The organism is Streptomyces sp. XY431 (assembly GCF_001279805.1).
Lineage (GTDB): Bacteria > Actinomycetota > Actinomycetes > Streptomycetales > Streptomycetaceae > Kitasatospora > Kitasatospora purpeofusca.
In genome coordinates this window covers 19,976-34,348 of record NZ_LGDO01000523.1, presented here as the reverse complement: position 1 = coordinate 34,348, position 14,373 = coordinate 19,976, and the positions used below count along the sequence as shown (strand labels likewise).

The following is a 14,373-nucleotide window of genomic DNA, read 5'->3' as shown; positions in this document are numbered from 1 at the left end:
CGTCCACGCCCTCCCGGTCGGTGGTGTGGTCGTCCGCGAAACGACGGTCACCCGTCGCGTCCGGCACGTACTTCACACAGACAACGATCCTCAAGCTCATGAGCGGTTCTCCTGGTACGGGTGCACTGGTCGGATGCACTGGTCCACGGCCTCGCAGCCCGCCGAGGGTACTGAGTGCCAAGTCCGGCCCGGCCGCGCCCCGCGAGCGGTATCGCACCACCCGGACCGGCCTGCCCTGTCGGCTCTCTTCAACAGCGTCAGAGGCTCTCCGAAGAGGATACGGCACTCAGTACCCCTCGTAAAGGAACTCAGTACCCTTCTCTGCTCCCGGGGCCCGGCACGGCCGGGGGCAAGGCCGCCGCAAGGTTTGCGCAAGCACCGGCCAGGGACCGTCATGGAATCCGCCAGAACACCCGGGCACACCCCCGTCGGGGCCACCGAGACCCGGGGCCCCGGTCCGGGATCAAGGAGGGGGAACGACATGACCTTGGTGCACGGGGAAGTCGACCACGGGGAGATCGAGCACGAGGAGGTCGGCCACGGGAGGGTCGGGAGCGGTCGCCGCTGGGCCACGCTGGCCGACTGCAAGGAGGTGCTGGTGGTCGTGCACTCGACGGTCTACGGCCAGCGGCTGCACGACATCTATCCGCTGCTCGGCGCCGACCTGCGGGTGCACGTCCAGTTCACGGTGGCACCGCACGCGTTCAACGCGGGAGCGGCCGCCCACGTCCGGAGGCTCGGCGGCACGGTGCTGCCCTGGGAGGAGGCCGTCCGACGGGAGTTCGACCTGGTGCTCGCGGCCGGTTCGCAGGGCCTGGAGCAGTTGCGCGGGCCGCTGGTCCGGCTGCCGCACGGCGCCGGGCACATCAAGCTGTCGCCGGCCGGGACCGGCACCGACGCCGGGACCGGGACCGGGACCGGGACCGCGCGGACCGTGTCCGGCCTGGGACCCGAGTACATCGTCCGGAACGGCCGGGTGGTGCCCTCCGCCTACGCCCTCGCGCACGAGGAGGAGCGCGCCGAAGTGGGCCGCGGCTGCCCCGAGGCACTGCCGATCACCGAGGTGGTGGGGGACGGCTGCTACGACCGGATCGCCGCCGCCCTCCCCGCCCGCGAACGCTACCGGGCCGCGCTCGGGCTGCGGCCGGGCGAACGCCTGGTGCTGGTCTGCTCCACCTGGGGCAGCGGCTCCCTGTTCACCCGGCTCGACGCCGTCCTGCCGCGGCTGGCCGGCGAACTGCCCAGGCGCGGTTACCGCACCGCGCTGCTGGTCCACCCCAATGTGGCCGCCGCCCACAGTCCGTGGGCCGTCCGCTCCTGGGCGACGGCCACCGCCCGCGGGGCGGTCACCGTACTCGGGCCGGAGGAGGACTGGCGCCCGCTGCTGGTCGCCGCCGATTTCGTCATCGGGGACCACGGCTCCGTCACCCTCTACGGCACCATGACCGGTGCGCCGATCCTGCTCGCCGAATACCCGCACCGTGACGTCAACCCGCGCTCGCCCGGAGCCCTGCTCGCCCGGACCGCGCCCGCACTCAGCCCGGCCCATCCCCTGACCTCCCAGCTCGACTACGCCGCCCGGCAGTACCGGCGGTCCGAGTACGCGGCGATCGCCGCCCGGATCAGCTCCGAACCCGGCCGGTTCGACCGCCGGATGCGACGGCTGCTCTACCGCGTCCTCGGCCTCGGCGAACCCGCCCACGTGCCGGAGCCCCCCGTCCTGCCGCTGCCGGCACCGCTGTGGCCGAGGAGCGGCGCGACCGACCGGGCCGGGCAGGACCGGCGGTGACTCCGCCGCGCACCGTGCCGCACACCGCCTTCCGGACCGTGCTGCTCACCCCGGTCGGCGGCCCGCCGCCGTCGGCCGGGGCGCCCGGCGCCGGCTTCGAGGCCCGGATCCACTCCCCGGCCGGGTTCCGGTGCTGGCTGCTGACCACCGTCCGCCCGGTCGAGCCGGCGCTGCCCCGCTCCTTCGTCGACGAGCACCTGGCGCTCGACCTCACCGCACCGGACGCCGCCCGTTGGCGTCACCAAGCCGATGTGCTCCACCTCGGCCGCACCGGCCCGGGCCGGGCCCGGGACCGGCTCGCCGCCGTCCTCCGGGCCTTCCCCGGCTGTGCGGTCGCCACGGCCGACGACACGGACGGCACCCTGTTCGTCCTCGCCCGGACCGGCGGCCGGCTGGTACTCCGTACCTCCCCGCCCGGACCGGGGCTCGTCCTCGGCTCGCTCGCCCACGCGTGGCTCGCCAACGGCGGCACACTCACCGAGCTCGTCGCTCTGACCGAGCTCGTCGCGCCGGCCGCCCCGGCCCCGCGCCCGGGAGCCCGGCGCAGCGCCTGACGGACCGCGGCCGCTCGGCCGCCCGCGTACCGGAGTGGGTGCCGGTACGCGGGTCGGCCGAGCGGCAACGGCAGGCTCCCGGTGCCGGGCCGCGGTGACGCGGCGGGTGGGTCCGGACGCTCAGCCGGTGGCGGGAGGGGGGCCGGGCGGGGCCGCCAGGGCTGCGAGTGCGGTGAGGGCGGCCTCGAGCCGGGCCGCGTCGGGGGCGGCGAGCTCCCGGTAACGGGCCATGGACTCGCCGTAGCGGGCGGCCGCCTCGACCAGGTCTCCGCGGGCACGGGCCAGGTCACCGACGAGTTCGAGGACGCGGGCCTCCCAATGGCGGGCCCGGCCCGCGCGGAACTCGGCGAGGGCCTCCGTGTAGCAGCGGCGGGCCTCGTCGTGGGCGCCGAGCGCGACGTGCGCCTGGCCGAGGAAGGCGAGCGCCCGCGCGGCCTCGTAGGGTGCGGGGACAGCGGCAAGGGCCCGGTGGGCATCCATCACGACGGGTACCGCCTCGGCCGGGCGGCCCGCCACGAGCAGCACGTCACCGAGCGCCAACCGGGCGAGTGCCGTGCCCCGGGCGTAACCCCGGGACTCCCTCAGGGCGGCCGTCTCGCGAAGGCAGTCGGCCGCCTCGGTGAGCCGGCCCGCCGTCCGGTGGGTCTGGCTCAAGCCGTAGAGGGCGTCCGCCTCGACGAGCGGTTCGCCGACCTCGCGGGCCAGGTGCAGCGCCTCGGTGAACCACTCCGAAGCCTCCTCCCCCGCACCCGCGTTGCGCAGACCGGTGCCGCCGGAGGTGAGCATCCGCAGCTCGCCCTCCCGGTCGCCGGCGGCCCGGGCGGCCTCCCGTCCGATCCGGTGCGCCTCGATCCACAGCCGGGCCGGGCGCAACCGCAGGAAGAGCGGCCACATGGCGTCGACCAACTGCCAGGCGGTGGCCACCCTGCCGATGGCGGCGGCCCAGCGGACGGTGTCGGCGAGCCGCCCGGTCTCGGCGTCGAGCCAGCCGACGGCAGCCGTCTCGTCGGCGAACTCCTGTGCGCGGGGCCCCGGTTCGACCGTGTAGTCACGACGCAGGGTGCGGTGGCTCGGGCTCAGCAGTGCCTCGGCAGCGGTGGTGCGGGCGAGGTACCAGTCGAGCACCCGGTCGACGGCGGCCCCGCCCTCGGCCAGCTCGCGCACCTCCTCGGCACGCGCCCGGGCATGCAGCTTGACCAGGTCGTGGAAGCGGAAGCCGCCCTCCATCTCCTCCAGCAGGTGGACGTCGATCAGCCCGTCCAGCAGCCGGTCGGCCTCGTCCGGGGCCAGCCCGCCGACCGCGCAGACGACGTCCAGCGTGAACACGGGGAACGGCAGCAGACCGAGCAGCCCGTACAGCCGGACGGTGTCCGCCCCCAGGACCTCGAAGGACGCGTCCAGCGCGTGCCGCACGGCTTCCCCCTCGACGTCGAGCGCGGCGAGACCCTGGGACTCCTGCCCGAGGGCTTGGGCGGTGACGGCGAGCGGCTGCACCGGGCGGGCCGCGATCCGGGCCGCCGCCAGACAGACGGCGAGCGGCAGCCGGCCGCAGCGCTCCACCACCTGGGCGGCGGCGGTCCGCTCGCGGTCCACCCGGTCGGCACCGACCCGCTGGGCCAGCAGTTGCACGGACGCGGCGTCCGAGAGCAGTCCGACCGGCCGGAACACGGCACCGTCTATGCCCAGCCCGGTGAGCCGGCGGCGGCTGGTCACCACCACCACGGCGTGCTCCGAGCCGGGCAGCAGCGGCCGGACCTGGGCGGCGGTGGAGGCGTTGTCGAGCAGGACGGCGATCCGGCGTTCGGCCGCGAGCGAGCGCCAGAGCGCCGCGCCCTCGGCGAGGCTGCCCGGCACGGGGGCGATGCCGAAGGCGCGCAGGAACCCGCCGAGCGCCTCGGCGGGGTCGGCGGGCCCGCCCGGGGCGTGGCCGCGCAGGTCGGCGTAGAGCTGGCCGTCCGGGAAGCGGCCGGCCAGCCGGCGCAGCCACTGGGCGGCGAGCGCGGTCTTGCCCACCCCGGCCGGGCCCGTGACGACCACCGTGACATCGACGGCACCCGGTGGGTCGCCCAACTCGCGGTCCAGCGCGGCGAGGTCCGCTTCCCGTCCGACCAAACGGCGCGGTGTCGGCGGCAGTTGGCGCGGCACCGGGAGAGCCGGGGCGGCGGATGCTTCGACGGGACCGCCGTAGACCGTCAGATGGTGGATCTCCCCCGCCTGGACGACGGAGCCCTCGATCCTCCCGCCGGACAGGGAGTTCCGCGTCTTGAGGTGCGGTTCGCGCGCTCCGTCCGTCGAGTTCATCCGCGACTCCCGACGCCCGGCCGACCTCGGACCCCCGTTGCTCCGAACATCTCCGGCTCCACTGGCTCCCCCTACCCGTAGAACGATGGACTGAAGTGACGGGAACGAATCGATGTGACCCCTGTTGACGGCCGATCGGCGGCCCCCGCATATCACATGAGTCTCAGTCGGACGCCGAATTGTCAATAACGCCTGACCCTTACAGCAGGAGGCGGTATGGCCCAGCCACTGCACACGTGGGATGCTCCGCTCCGACACAGCAAGCTGGTGGCCACCGGCGGGGGGCGTCGAATGGAGTTCCACCTTCTGGGTTCGGTTGAACTTTCGGTGAACGGCGAGTTGTCGGCAATTCGCACCGACAAGGGGCGCCGACTGCTGGCCGCCCTGGCCCTGGACGTCGGGCGGCCGCTCAGCCATGAGCTGCTGGCAAGCCGGCTGTGGGACGAGGAGCCCCCGCCCAGCGCGGTCGCCAGCATCTACAGCCATGTCTCCCGCATTCGGAGCCAGTTGCGATTGGCCGCGGCCGCCGAGAGCCCCGCTTCACCGCGCGACATCCCCACCATCGAGAGACGATCGCACACATATTCGCTGCGCGCCGACAGCCATTTGATCGACTGGCATCGTTTTGTCGACTTGTCCAAGAATGCCCGCCGACTCGCCGACAACGGCGACGACATCCAGGCCAGGACCGTTCTCGGCCGGGCCGAGGAAATCTGGCGCGGTGAACCGCTCGCCGGACTGCCCGGCGGCTGGGCCCAGTCCACCCGCGCCACCATGGCCGACCAGCGCCTCGCCACCACACTGCTGCGGATCGAGATCGACCTCCGGCTGGGCCGCTTCGGGGAACTCGTCCCCGAACTCACCGCCCTCCGCGAGGAACGCCCCACCGACGAACGGGTCGCCGCGCACCTCCTGGTCGCGCTGCACAGCGCCGGCCGGCAGGCGGAAGCTCTCGCCGTCTACCCCGCCGTCGTCCGCCGACTGCACGCGGACCTCGGCACCGGCCCCGGCGAGGCCCTCACCCGGCTGCACGAGCGGATGCTCACCGGCGCCCCGCTGACCGGGCCCGCCGTCCGGACCCCCGCCGTCCGGACCCTCGCGGGCCCGCGCCCGGCGTCCGGCCCGCGCCCCGGCGGCACGCCGTCCCCACCACCGGGGCGGCACATGATCGGCCGCCGGGACGACCTGCGCCGACTGCTCGGCGGCACCGGCGACGCGGTCGAACAGGGCGGAGTGGTGGCGGTCTCGGCGATCCTCGGCATGGCGGGCGTCGGCAAGACCACCCTGGCGCTGCACGCCGCCCACCTGATGCGGACCCGGTTCCCCGAGGGGTACGCCCACCTCAACCTGGGCGCCCACATCGTCAACCGGCGCCCGCTCACACCCCCCGAGGTGGCCACCGCACTGCTGCGGCGACTCGGCGTGCCCGCCGCGACCGTTCCGCTCGACAGCGAGGAGCTGTTCGCCCAGTGCGCCGACCTGCTCGCCACCCGGCGCGCGGTGGTCGTGCTCGACGACGCGGCGACCGCGGCCCAGATCAGGCCGCTTCTGCCCACCGCGCCCGCCGCACTGGTGTTCGTCACCAGCCGGCGCCGGCTCGCCGAACTTCCGGGCTCCAGGCCGGTGTTCCTGGACATCCTGCCGGTGGACGACGCGGTCGCGCTGTTCACCTCCGTGGTGGGGCGGGAGCGCGCCGACGACCGCAGCCGGATCGTCGAGATCGTCGACCGCTGCGGGCTGCTGCCGCTGGCCATCGAGATCGCCGCCAGCCGGTTCAAGGCCCGGCCGTCCTGGACCCTCGGCCACCTCGCCCAGCGACTGTCCCGCAAGACCGGCCGGCTCGCCGAGATCCGGCACGACACGGAGAGCGTCGCCCGCGCTTTCGAGATGTCGTACCGGTCCCTGCCCGTCGAGCAGCAGGAGGCGTTCCGCCTGCTCGGCGTCCACCCGGGGCCCGACATCGGCCTGCACGCGGCGGCGGCCCTGCTCGGCCGCCCGGTCGACGAGACGGACCACCTGCTGGAGGCACTGCTGCACTGCCACCTGGTCCAGGAACACACCCCGGAGCGCTATCAGCTCCACGACCTCCTCAAGGAGTACGCGCACGTACTGATCCGCGACGAGGGGGGCGAGGAAGAGGCGGGGATCGCGCTTCGGCGGCTGCTCGGGTTCACACTCCGAGCAGCCGACCAGGCGGATCGGCTGCTGTATCCACGCCGATCGCGACTTTCTCTCCCAACGTTCCATCAATTACCAGGGATGGAAACGTTGTTGTACGACCTTGACTTGGATTCGAACGATGCCGCACGCGAATGGCTTGACACCGAACAGGCCGGCCTGATCGCACTGGCCACTCACGCCCGCGCCGCCGGTCACCCCGAGGCTACCGCGTGGCTCGCGCACGTCCTGGCCGGCCATCTGGATGCCCAGGCCTACTGGAGTGAGGCCCACGAGCTGCATCAGGCCGCTGCCACGTACTGGCGTTCGGCATCGAACGACCACCGCGAGGCCCGCGCCCTGATCAACCTCGGCGCCACCCTCGCCAACGCCTCCCGCTACCCGGCCGCCCAGGAAGCACTCCAGCGAGGCCTGACGCTGGCCCGCGCCGAGCGCGACGACGACGCCACGGCGGAGGCGCTCAGCCTGCTGGGCGGGCTGCTCTGGCACCAAAGCTCCCTGGTCGAGGCTTTGGCATTTCAGGAGGAGGCCCTGCGGATCCGAAGAGAGAACGGCGACCTCTGGAACACCGCGCGCTGCCTTGCCAACATCGGCATCGTGCAACGTTCTCTCGGAAATTCCACCCTGGCCCTCTCCTCCTACAAGAAGGCACTACCACTCGCCCGCAATCTCCGGGACAGAACCCTCGAGATGCGCATCCTTAACAATATCGGGGACCTGCACCTGGGAATTGGCGACCCCGTCGCAGCGCGAGCGGAGTTCGAGCGGGTCCTCACTGGCGCGAAGAATTCCATGTCCAGCTTCGACCTCGCAGTGGTGAAGGCCAACCTGGCGGCGACACTGACCATCCCCGACGAGCTCGAGCGCGCAGTCGGCCTCTATCGACAGGCTTTGACCGTGTTCCGTTCGGCCGGCGGCATCAAGCACGAAGCCGACGCACTCAACGGCCTGGGTCACGCGCTCCGTACTGCCGGCCGGGCAACCGAGGCCCACGATCAGCACTCCATTGCCCTTGAACTGGCACGATCCGTCGGCGCCACCCGCGAGGAGGCGGCCGCGCTCCGCGGCCTCGGCCAGGCCGAGGCCGCGCTCGGCAACACCACCGCGGCCACCATCCACCTGTCGGCTTCGATCGCCCTGGCCAAACAGGCCGGAGCCGCCGATCAGGTCGACCTCGCCACCGAGGCCATGGCCAGGATGCGAAAGCGCCGGAATGCGGACGACTGAATTCCGCTAACACTGGCGCTATTCGACTGTCCTGCGATCGAAAAGTTTCGGCCAAGGATCTCGGATTGACTTGAACTAGCCCTCCGGTAGGTCAAAATCGAACAAACGACGGCAGCTCGCACCCGAGTTTTCCAGATCGAAGAAGTCTGATAAAAAGAGCCTGCGATATTAGACACGACCTTCGAGGAAACGCGCGAATGAACAGCATGACCACCCTGGTAGCCGGAACCGCACACCTTCTGGCCGCAGTGCTCACGTGGTTGATGCCCATCTTGTGCTGACAGCACCTGCGTGCTGGAGGGCGTACCCGAAGGTTCGGGCACGCCCTCCAGCACGCTCGGAGCGGTGCGGACTCAGGGGGTCGCCAGGGGGACGGCGGCTTCGGGGGTGAGAAGGCGGGCGGTGAGGGACTCCTGGAGGTAGAGGGCGATGGTGTCGGCGGTGTGGGAGAGGTAGCCGACCGAGACGTCCTGGCCCAGGACGAGGGTGAAGTCGCCGCCGCGGGTGGAGAGGAGCAGGGCTCCCTCGATCGCCGGGGCCCAGATCAGCTCGCCGTCGAGGAGGCGGGCGATGTGGCTGGCGATGGGGTAGCCGTGGTCCGAGGTCTCGTTGACGGCGGTGTAGGTGTCGGCGCCGAGGAGGAGGGCGTAGGGGCCGCCCACTCCGGCGAGGCGGAGGGTGGTGAGGGCGCGGCTCACGGCTTCCGGGTATTCGCGGACGTCGGCGGGGAGCGGGATGGCGGGGTTGGTGGCGGCGGCGCGGATGCCTTCGATGCCGGCGGCCGGGTAGCCGTCGAAGAGGGCGCGGTCCTCGGTGAGGGCGAGGGTGCGGGCCGCTGCCTGGACCGGCGCCCAGTCGGAGTCCCGGGAGCCGCGTTCGACGTCGTCGACGGCGGCGCGGTCGACGGTGAAGGGGACCCGGAGTTCGATCAGCGGGCGGACCTCGCGGGCGTGCGCCTCGACACCGGGGGTGGGCGGCTCGATGGTGGTGAGGTGGCCGGTGCCGACCGCGGCGAGGGCGGGGCCGTCCGGGCCGGCCAGGTCGACGACCCGGCGGCCGGCGAGGTGGAGCTTGAAGGTCTGCCTGGCCTCCTCCTCGATCTCCTCCCAGGCCGCGGCGGAGACGGGGGCGAGCTCGCGGTGCAGGTTGTTCATGACGCGGGGGTGCCTTTCAGGCTGCCGATGGCGAGGGAGCCGTCGGTGAGGAAAGCGGCGGTGGGGAGCGCGGCAACGGGGAGGGCGGCGACGGGCGGCGGGGCCGCGAGCGTGACGGGGGTGGCCGGGGCCGGTGGCGGGTCGGCGAGGAAGTCGGCGGTGGGGACGTGGAACAGCGTGCCGGTGACCGCGGTGGAGAAGTCGAGCAGGCGGTCGTGGGCGGCCGGGCCCCGGCCGGCGAACATGTTGCGGATCATCTCCTCGGGCACCTCGGGGTCGCGCGCATAGCCGATGAAGTAGGTGCCGGCCTCGCCGCGCCCCGCCGGGCCCCCGTCGAGCCGGCCGAAGGGCATGTTGAACCGCAGGATCTGCCGCTCCTCGCCGTCCGGGCCGGTGACGGAGGTGAGCGCGACATGGGAGTCGGCGGGTTTGGCGGCGTCGTCGAACTCGATGTCGTCGGCCTTGCTGCGGCCGACCGCGCGTTCCTGCTGGTCGACGGTCAGGTGCTCCCAGGCGGCCAGGTCGTGCAGGTACTTCTGCACGATGACGTAGCTGCCGCCGGCGAAGTCCCGGTCCTCGTCGCCGATCAGCACGGCCTCGGCGGCCTCCCGGCCCTCCGGGTTCTCGGTGCCGTCCACGAAGCCCAGCAGGTCGCGGGCGTCGTAGTAGGAGAAGCCGTTGGTCGCGTCGACGACGGTGGCGGCGCCGGAGAGCCGCCGGGTGATCCGGCCGGCGAGCTCCCAGCAGACGTCCATCCGGGCGGCCCGGATGTGCAGGAGCAGGTCGCCGGGGGTGGCCGGGGCGCGGTGGCGGGGGCCGGCCACCTCGGGGAACGGGTGCAGGGCGGCCGGGCGGGGGCCGTCGAAGAGCCGGTCCCAGGCGTCGGAGCCGATGCCGGTGACGCAGGTGAGGCCGACGTCGGGGGCGCGGAAGGCGATGGCGTGGCGGAGGCCCGCGAGGTCGGGCAGCAGTTCGCGGACCGCGCCCTCACCACCGGGGTCGACGGTGAGGACCAGGAAGATCGCGGCGGTGGTGAGCGGGGTGAGGACCGGCTGCGGGGCCGGTGGGTCGGCGGGCCGCGGCTGCGGCTGCGGCTGCGGCTGTGCCTGGGGGGATTGTGGCGGCATGGGCGGACTCCGGTCTCCGGGGCCTGATCATCCGTACGATTACACCCCGGAGCGGACATTTCGGCGCGGGCGGCGGTCCGGTCGGCCGTACGCCCCCCACCCTCGCCACGGAGCAGCGGCGAGGGTGGGGGGCGAGGGAGAAGGGGACGAGTCACGCGCGGGAGCGGCGCAGGCCAAGGGCGGTGACCAGGGCGCCGAGCGCGACCGCCGCGACCGGCACCCCCAGCGCGGCCCGCAGGCCGTCCTGGCCGCCGACGGTCAGGCTCACGGTGGTGACCGCCGAGAGCCCGAGCGCCGCGCCGAACTGGAACGCGGTGTTGAGCAGTCCGCCGGCCAGCCCCTGCTCCTCCTCGGCGACGCCGTCGGTGGCGGCGATGGTCAGCGGCCCGTACGCGAGGGCGAAGGCCAGTCCGGTGAGGATCATGGTCGGGAACATCATCGGATACGTCCAGTCCGGCCCGACCGGCAGGAACAGCGCGTAGGAGACCACCGCCAGGCAGAAGCCGCCGAGGATCACCCGGACGTTGCCGAAGCGCTCCACCAGCCGGGGTGTGAGGGTCGGCGCGAGCACCGCGTCCACCCCGACCGCGAGCAGGGCGAGGCCGGTCTGCAGCGGGGACCAGCCGCGCAGGTCCTGGAGGTAGAGGGTGACGACGAACTGGAAGCCGAAGAACGAGGCCGCGAACAGCAGCGCGCCGACGTTCGCCCGCAGCAGCGGGCCGGAGCGCAGCAGGCCGAGGCGGAGCAGCGGGGCGGCCGAGCGCCGTTCGATCGCGACGAAGGCGGCCAGCAGGGCCGTGCCGCCGGCGAACAGGGCGAGGGTCGGGCCGGCGGTGGTGCCGGGTTCGCCGAGCCGCACCACGGCCTGGACCAGCAGCAGCATGGCGCCGGTGACGGTGACGGCGCCGCCCAGGTCGAAGCGCTCGCCGGGGCGCCGGACGGGCGGCTGGTCGCGCGGGAGCAGCGGCACGGCGGCGAGCAGCAGGCCGCCCGCGAGCAGCACCGGGGCGAAGAAGACCCAGCGCCAGCCGACGGCGGTGAGCAGTCCGCCGGCCACCAGGCCGAGCGAGAAGCCGGCCGCGGCGGTGCCCGCGTAGACCAGCAGTGCGCGGTTGCGGCGGGACCCCTCGGCGAAGGCCGTGGTGATGATGGCCAGCCCTGCGGGGGTCATGAAGGCCGCCGAGAGACCGGTGGCGAAGCGCGCCAGGATCAGCACCCAGGGGGCGCCGGCCAGGCCGCCGAGGCCGGAGCAGAGCACGAAGACGGTGAGCCAGAGGAGGAACATCCGGCGCCGTCCCAGCAGATCGGCGGTGCGGCCGCCGAGCAGCATGAAGCCGCCGTAGCCGAGCACATAGGCGCTCAGTACCCAGCTCAGCGAGCCGGTGTCCATCCCGAGGTCCGCGCGGATCGACGGGAGCGCCACGTTGAGCATGGCGACGTCGATGCCCTCCAGGAAGATCGCGCCGCAGAGGACGAGGAGGACGGCCGCCTCCCGGCCGGTGAAGCGGGAGGAGCGGTCAGCAGGTGGGAAGTCAGCCGGTGGGGAGTCGGCCGGAGCGGCGGCCGGACGGCCGGTTTCGGGCACGGCTGAGGACGTGGACACAGTGGTCTCCTGGAAGTGCGCGGGGGGCGGGGAGGCCGGACGGGGCGGTTCCCGTTCGTCCGGTCGGTTCCCTCTTGTAACCACCGCCATCCTGAGGCAGCATCAGGGAGCGTGGAAGAAGGCACTTTGAAGTCACCGACGCACTGCGCGGTTACCGAGGACGACTACGACGTGCTCCAGTGGGACACCCGGGAGGACTGCGAGGTGCGGCAGATCCTCGACCGGATCGCCGACAAGTGGTCGCTGCTGGTGATCGCGCTGCTGGACCGCGGCTCGCTGCGCTTCACCGAGCTGCGGCGGGAGATCGACGGGGTCAGCCAGCGGATGCTGACCGTCACCCTGCGGCAGCTGGAGCGGGACGGCCTGGTCGAGCGGACCGTGCACGCCGTGGTTCCGCCCCGGGTCGACTACGCGCTGACGCCGCTCGGGCGGACGCTGCACGAGACCGTCCGCTCCCTGGTCACCTGGACCGAGGCGCACCAGCGCGAGATCGCGACGGCCCGGGCCTCGTACGACGCACGCGTGGGGTGAGCGCACGCGAAAGGGGCGGGTCCGAGGATCTCGGACCCGCCCCTGCCCCGGCCGCGCCCTCACCTGCCGCGCACACGGACCGGCCGCGTACTCGGACGGGCAGCGCGCTCAGACCCGCAGCGCCGCCAGCTGCTGCTCGAACGGCACCACGGCCTCCGGCTGCGCCGCACCGTCCCCGGCCGGACCGCTCGGGGCCCGGCCGGCGAGCAGTCCGGCGAGTTCTCCGGCCGCGCGCTCGATCCGGCCCGGGAGGCCGTCGGTGAGGCGGTCCCCCGTGGTGCCCCAGTCGTCGGTGGCGGCGTAGACCGAGGTCGGCACCACCACCGAGCGCAGATAGGAGAACAGCGGGCGGACGGCGTGCTCCAGTGCGAGCGAGTGCCGGGCGGTGCCGCCGGTGGCGGCGATCAGCACCGGCTTGCCGGTGAGGGTGTCCGGGTCGATCACGTCGAAGAACGACTTGAACAGCCCGCTGTAGGAGGCGGCGAAGATCGGCGTCACCGCGATCAGCCCGTCCGCCCTTCCGACCGCCTCGATCGCCTCGCGCAGCGCGGGTCCGGGGAAGCCGGTGACGAAGTTGTGCGCGATGTCGGTGGCGAGGTCGCGCAGTTCGACCACCTGGACATCCACTTCCCGCCCCTCGGCGCCGAGTTGACGGACAGTTGCATCGGCCAGCCGGTCGGCGAGCAGCCTGGTCGAGGACGGCTTGCTCAGTCCGGCGCTGATCACCACCAGTCGGTACGCGGTCACTTGGCCACCTCCACGGTCTGCTCGGTCTCCACGGTCTGCTCGGCCGTGTCGGAACCCTGCTCCCGGCGGGCGCGCTCGGCCGCGAGCCGGGTGGCGTGGGTCGGCGCGTCCGGGACGCCGGCCGGGCGGCCCTTGGCGAACTCCTCGCGCAGCACCGGCACGACCTCCTCGCCGAGCAGGTCAAGCTGCTCCAGCACGGTCTTCAGCGGCAGGCCGGCGTGGTCCATCAGGAACAGCTGGCGCTGGTAGTCGCCGAAGGTGTCGCGGAAGGCCAGGGTCTTCTCGATGACCTCCTGCGGGCTGCCGACGGTGAGCGGGGTCTCCGCGGCGAACTCCTCCAGCGACGGGCCGTGCCCGTACACCGGCGCGTTGTCGAAGTACGGGCGGAACTCCCGCACCGCGTCCTGCGAGTTCTTGCGCATGAACACCTGGCCGCCGAGGCCGACGATCGCCTGCTCGGGCGTGCCGTGCCCGTAGTGGGCGTAGCGCTCCCGGTAGAGGTTGACCAGCTTCTGGAAGTGCTCCTTGGGCCAGAAGATGTTGTTCGCGAAGAAGCCGTCACCGTAGTAGGCGGCCTGCTCGGCGATCTCCGGGCTGCGGATCGAGCCGTGCCAGACGAACGGCGGGACGCCGTCCAGCGGGCGCGGGGTCGCGGTGAAGGACTGCAGCGGGGTCCGGAAGCGGCCCGACCAGTCGACCACGTCCTCGCGCCACAGCTGGTGCAGCAGCGCGTAGTTCTCTATCGCGAGCGGGATGCCCTGGCGGATGTCCTTGCCGAACCACGGGTAGACCGGGCCGGTGTTGCCCCGGCCCATCATGAGGTCCACCCGGCCGTCGGAGAGGTGCTGGAGCACCGCGTAGTCCTCGGCGATCTTCACCGGGTCGTTGGTGGTGATCAGCGTGGTCGAGGTGGAGAGGATGATGCGCTCGGTCTGCGCGGCGATGTAGCCGAGCAGCGTGGTCGGGGAGGACGGCACGAACGGCGGGTTGTGGTGCTCGCCGGTCGCGAAGACGTCCAGGCCGACCTCCTCCGCCTTGCGCGCGATGGCCACGGTCGCCTTGATCCGCTCGTGCTCGGTCGGGGTGCGGCCGGTGGTCGGGTCGGGGGTGACATCGCCGACGGTGAAGATTCCGAACTGCATGCTGCTCACCACACTCCTGG

10 protein-coding genes and 1 pseudogene are annotated in these 14,373 nt (G+C 72.9%); 4 read left to right on the top strand and 7 right to left on the bottom strand.

The features are described 5' to 3' along the window. Positions 1 to 100, bottom strand: a pseudogene (locus tag ADK60_RS44295) (electron transfer flavoprotein subunit beta); the annotation flags it as partial. 381 nt (positions 101 to 481) lie between these two features. Between ADK60_RS44295 and ADK60_RS40110 the strand changes: the two are divergent. Together ADK60_RS40110 and ADK60_RS40105 are read left to right on the top strand one after the other, a co-directional pair. Beyond that, positions 482 to 1,789 carry a hypothetical protein gene (locus tag ADK60_RS40110; protein ID WP_234371485.1) on the top strand — a complete coding sequence of 436 codons (1,308 nt, stop codon included), beginning with the start codon at positions 482 to 484 and terminating at the stop codon, positions 1,787 to 1,789. After that, complete coding sequence (locus ADK60_RS40105) at positions 1,786 to 2,343, top strand: hypothetical protein (RefSeq protein WP_159400771.1); 558 nt, start codon at positions 1,786 to 1,788, stop codon at positions 2,341 to 2,343. The genes ADK60_RS40110 and ADK60_RS40105 overlap by 4 nt, the downstream gene beginning before the upstream one ends. Positions 2,344 to 2,463: 120 nt before the next feature. Here ADK60_RS40105 and ADK60_RS45485 read toward each other — a convergent pair whose 3' ends face one another. Beyond that, positions 2,464 to 4,644, bottom strand: coding sequence for an ATP-binding protein (locus ADK60_RS45485; protein WP_053651910.1), 2,181 nt, complete (start codon positions 4,642 to 4,644; stop codon positions 2,464 to 2,466). A 339-nt stretch (positions 4,645 to 4,983) separates the two neighbouring features. Here ADK60_RS45485 and ADK60_RS40095 point away from each other — a divergent pair, with 339 nt between their 5' ends. Then, positions 4,984 to 8,049, top strand: coding sequence for an AfsR/SARP family transcriptional regulator (locus ADK60_RS40095; RefSeq protein WP_159400770.1), 3,066 nt, complete (start codon positions 4,984 to 4,986; stop codon positions 8,047 to 8,049). 353 nt (positions 8,050 to 8,402) lie between these two features. On the opposite strand, the gene ADK60_RS40090 is transcribed toward ADK60_RS40095, so the two are convergent. The 3 genes from ADK60_RS40090 to ADK60_RS40080 all read right to left on the bottom strand — a co-directional run bounded on the left by ADK60_RS40090 (position 8,403) and on the right by ADK60_RS40080 (position 11,933). Beyond that, positions 8,403 to 9,203: a family 1 encapsulin nanocompartment shell protein gene (locus tag ADK60_RS40090; RefSeq protein WP_053651905.1), complete on the bottom strand. Its 801-nt coding sequence runs from the start codon at positions 9,201 to 9,203 to the stop codon at positions 8,403 to 8,405. Next, entirely contained in the window at positions 9,200 to 10,330 is a 1,131-nt protein-coding gene (locus ADK60_RS40085; RefSeq protein ID WP_053651903.1) for a Dyp-type peroxidase, read from the bottom strand. The genes ADK60_RS40090 and ADK60_RS40085 overlap by 4 nt, the downstream gene beginning before the upstream one ends. Positions 10,331 to 10,481: 151 nt before the next feature. Then, positions 10,482 to 11,933, bottom strand: coding sequence for an MFS transporter (locus ADK60_RS40080; RefSeq protein ID WP_502687481.1), 1,452 nt, complete (start codon positions 11,931 to 11,933; stop codon positions 10,482 to 10,484). A 126-nt stretch (positions 11,934 to 12,059) separates the two neighbouring features. On the opposite strand from ADK60_RS40080, the gene ADK60_RS40075 reads away from it, so the two are divergent. Beyond that, entirely contained in the window at positions 12,060 to 12,464 is a 405-nt protein-coding gene (locus ADK60_RS40075) for a winged helix-turn-helix transcriptional regulator (protein ID WP_234371484.1), read from the top strand. 108 nt (positions 12,465 to 12,572) lie between these two features. On the opposite strand, the gene ADK60_RS40070 is transcribed toward ADK60_RS40075, so the two are convergent. After that, a complete protein-coding gene (locus ADK60_RS40070; RefSeq protein WP_053651899.1) occupies positions 12,573 to 13,211 on the bottom strand; it encodes an FMN reductase in 639 nt (212 codons plus the stop codon). Beyond that, entirely contained in the window at positions 13,208 to 14,353 is a 1,146-nt protein-coding gene (locus ADK60_RS40065; RefSeq protein ID WP_053651897.1) for an LLM class flavin-dependent oxidoreductase, read from the bottom strand. Before ADK60_RS40065 ends, ADK60_RS40070 begins: the two co-directional genes overlap by 4 nt. Positions 14,354 to 14,373 lie beyond the last annotated feature (20 nt).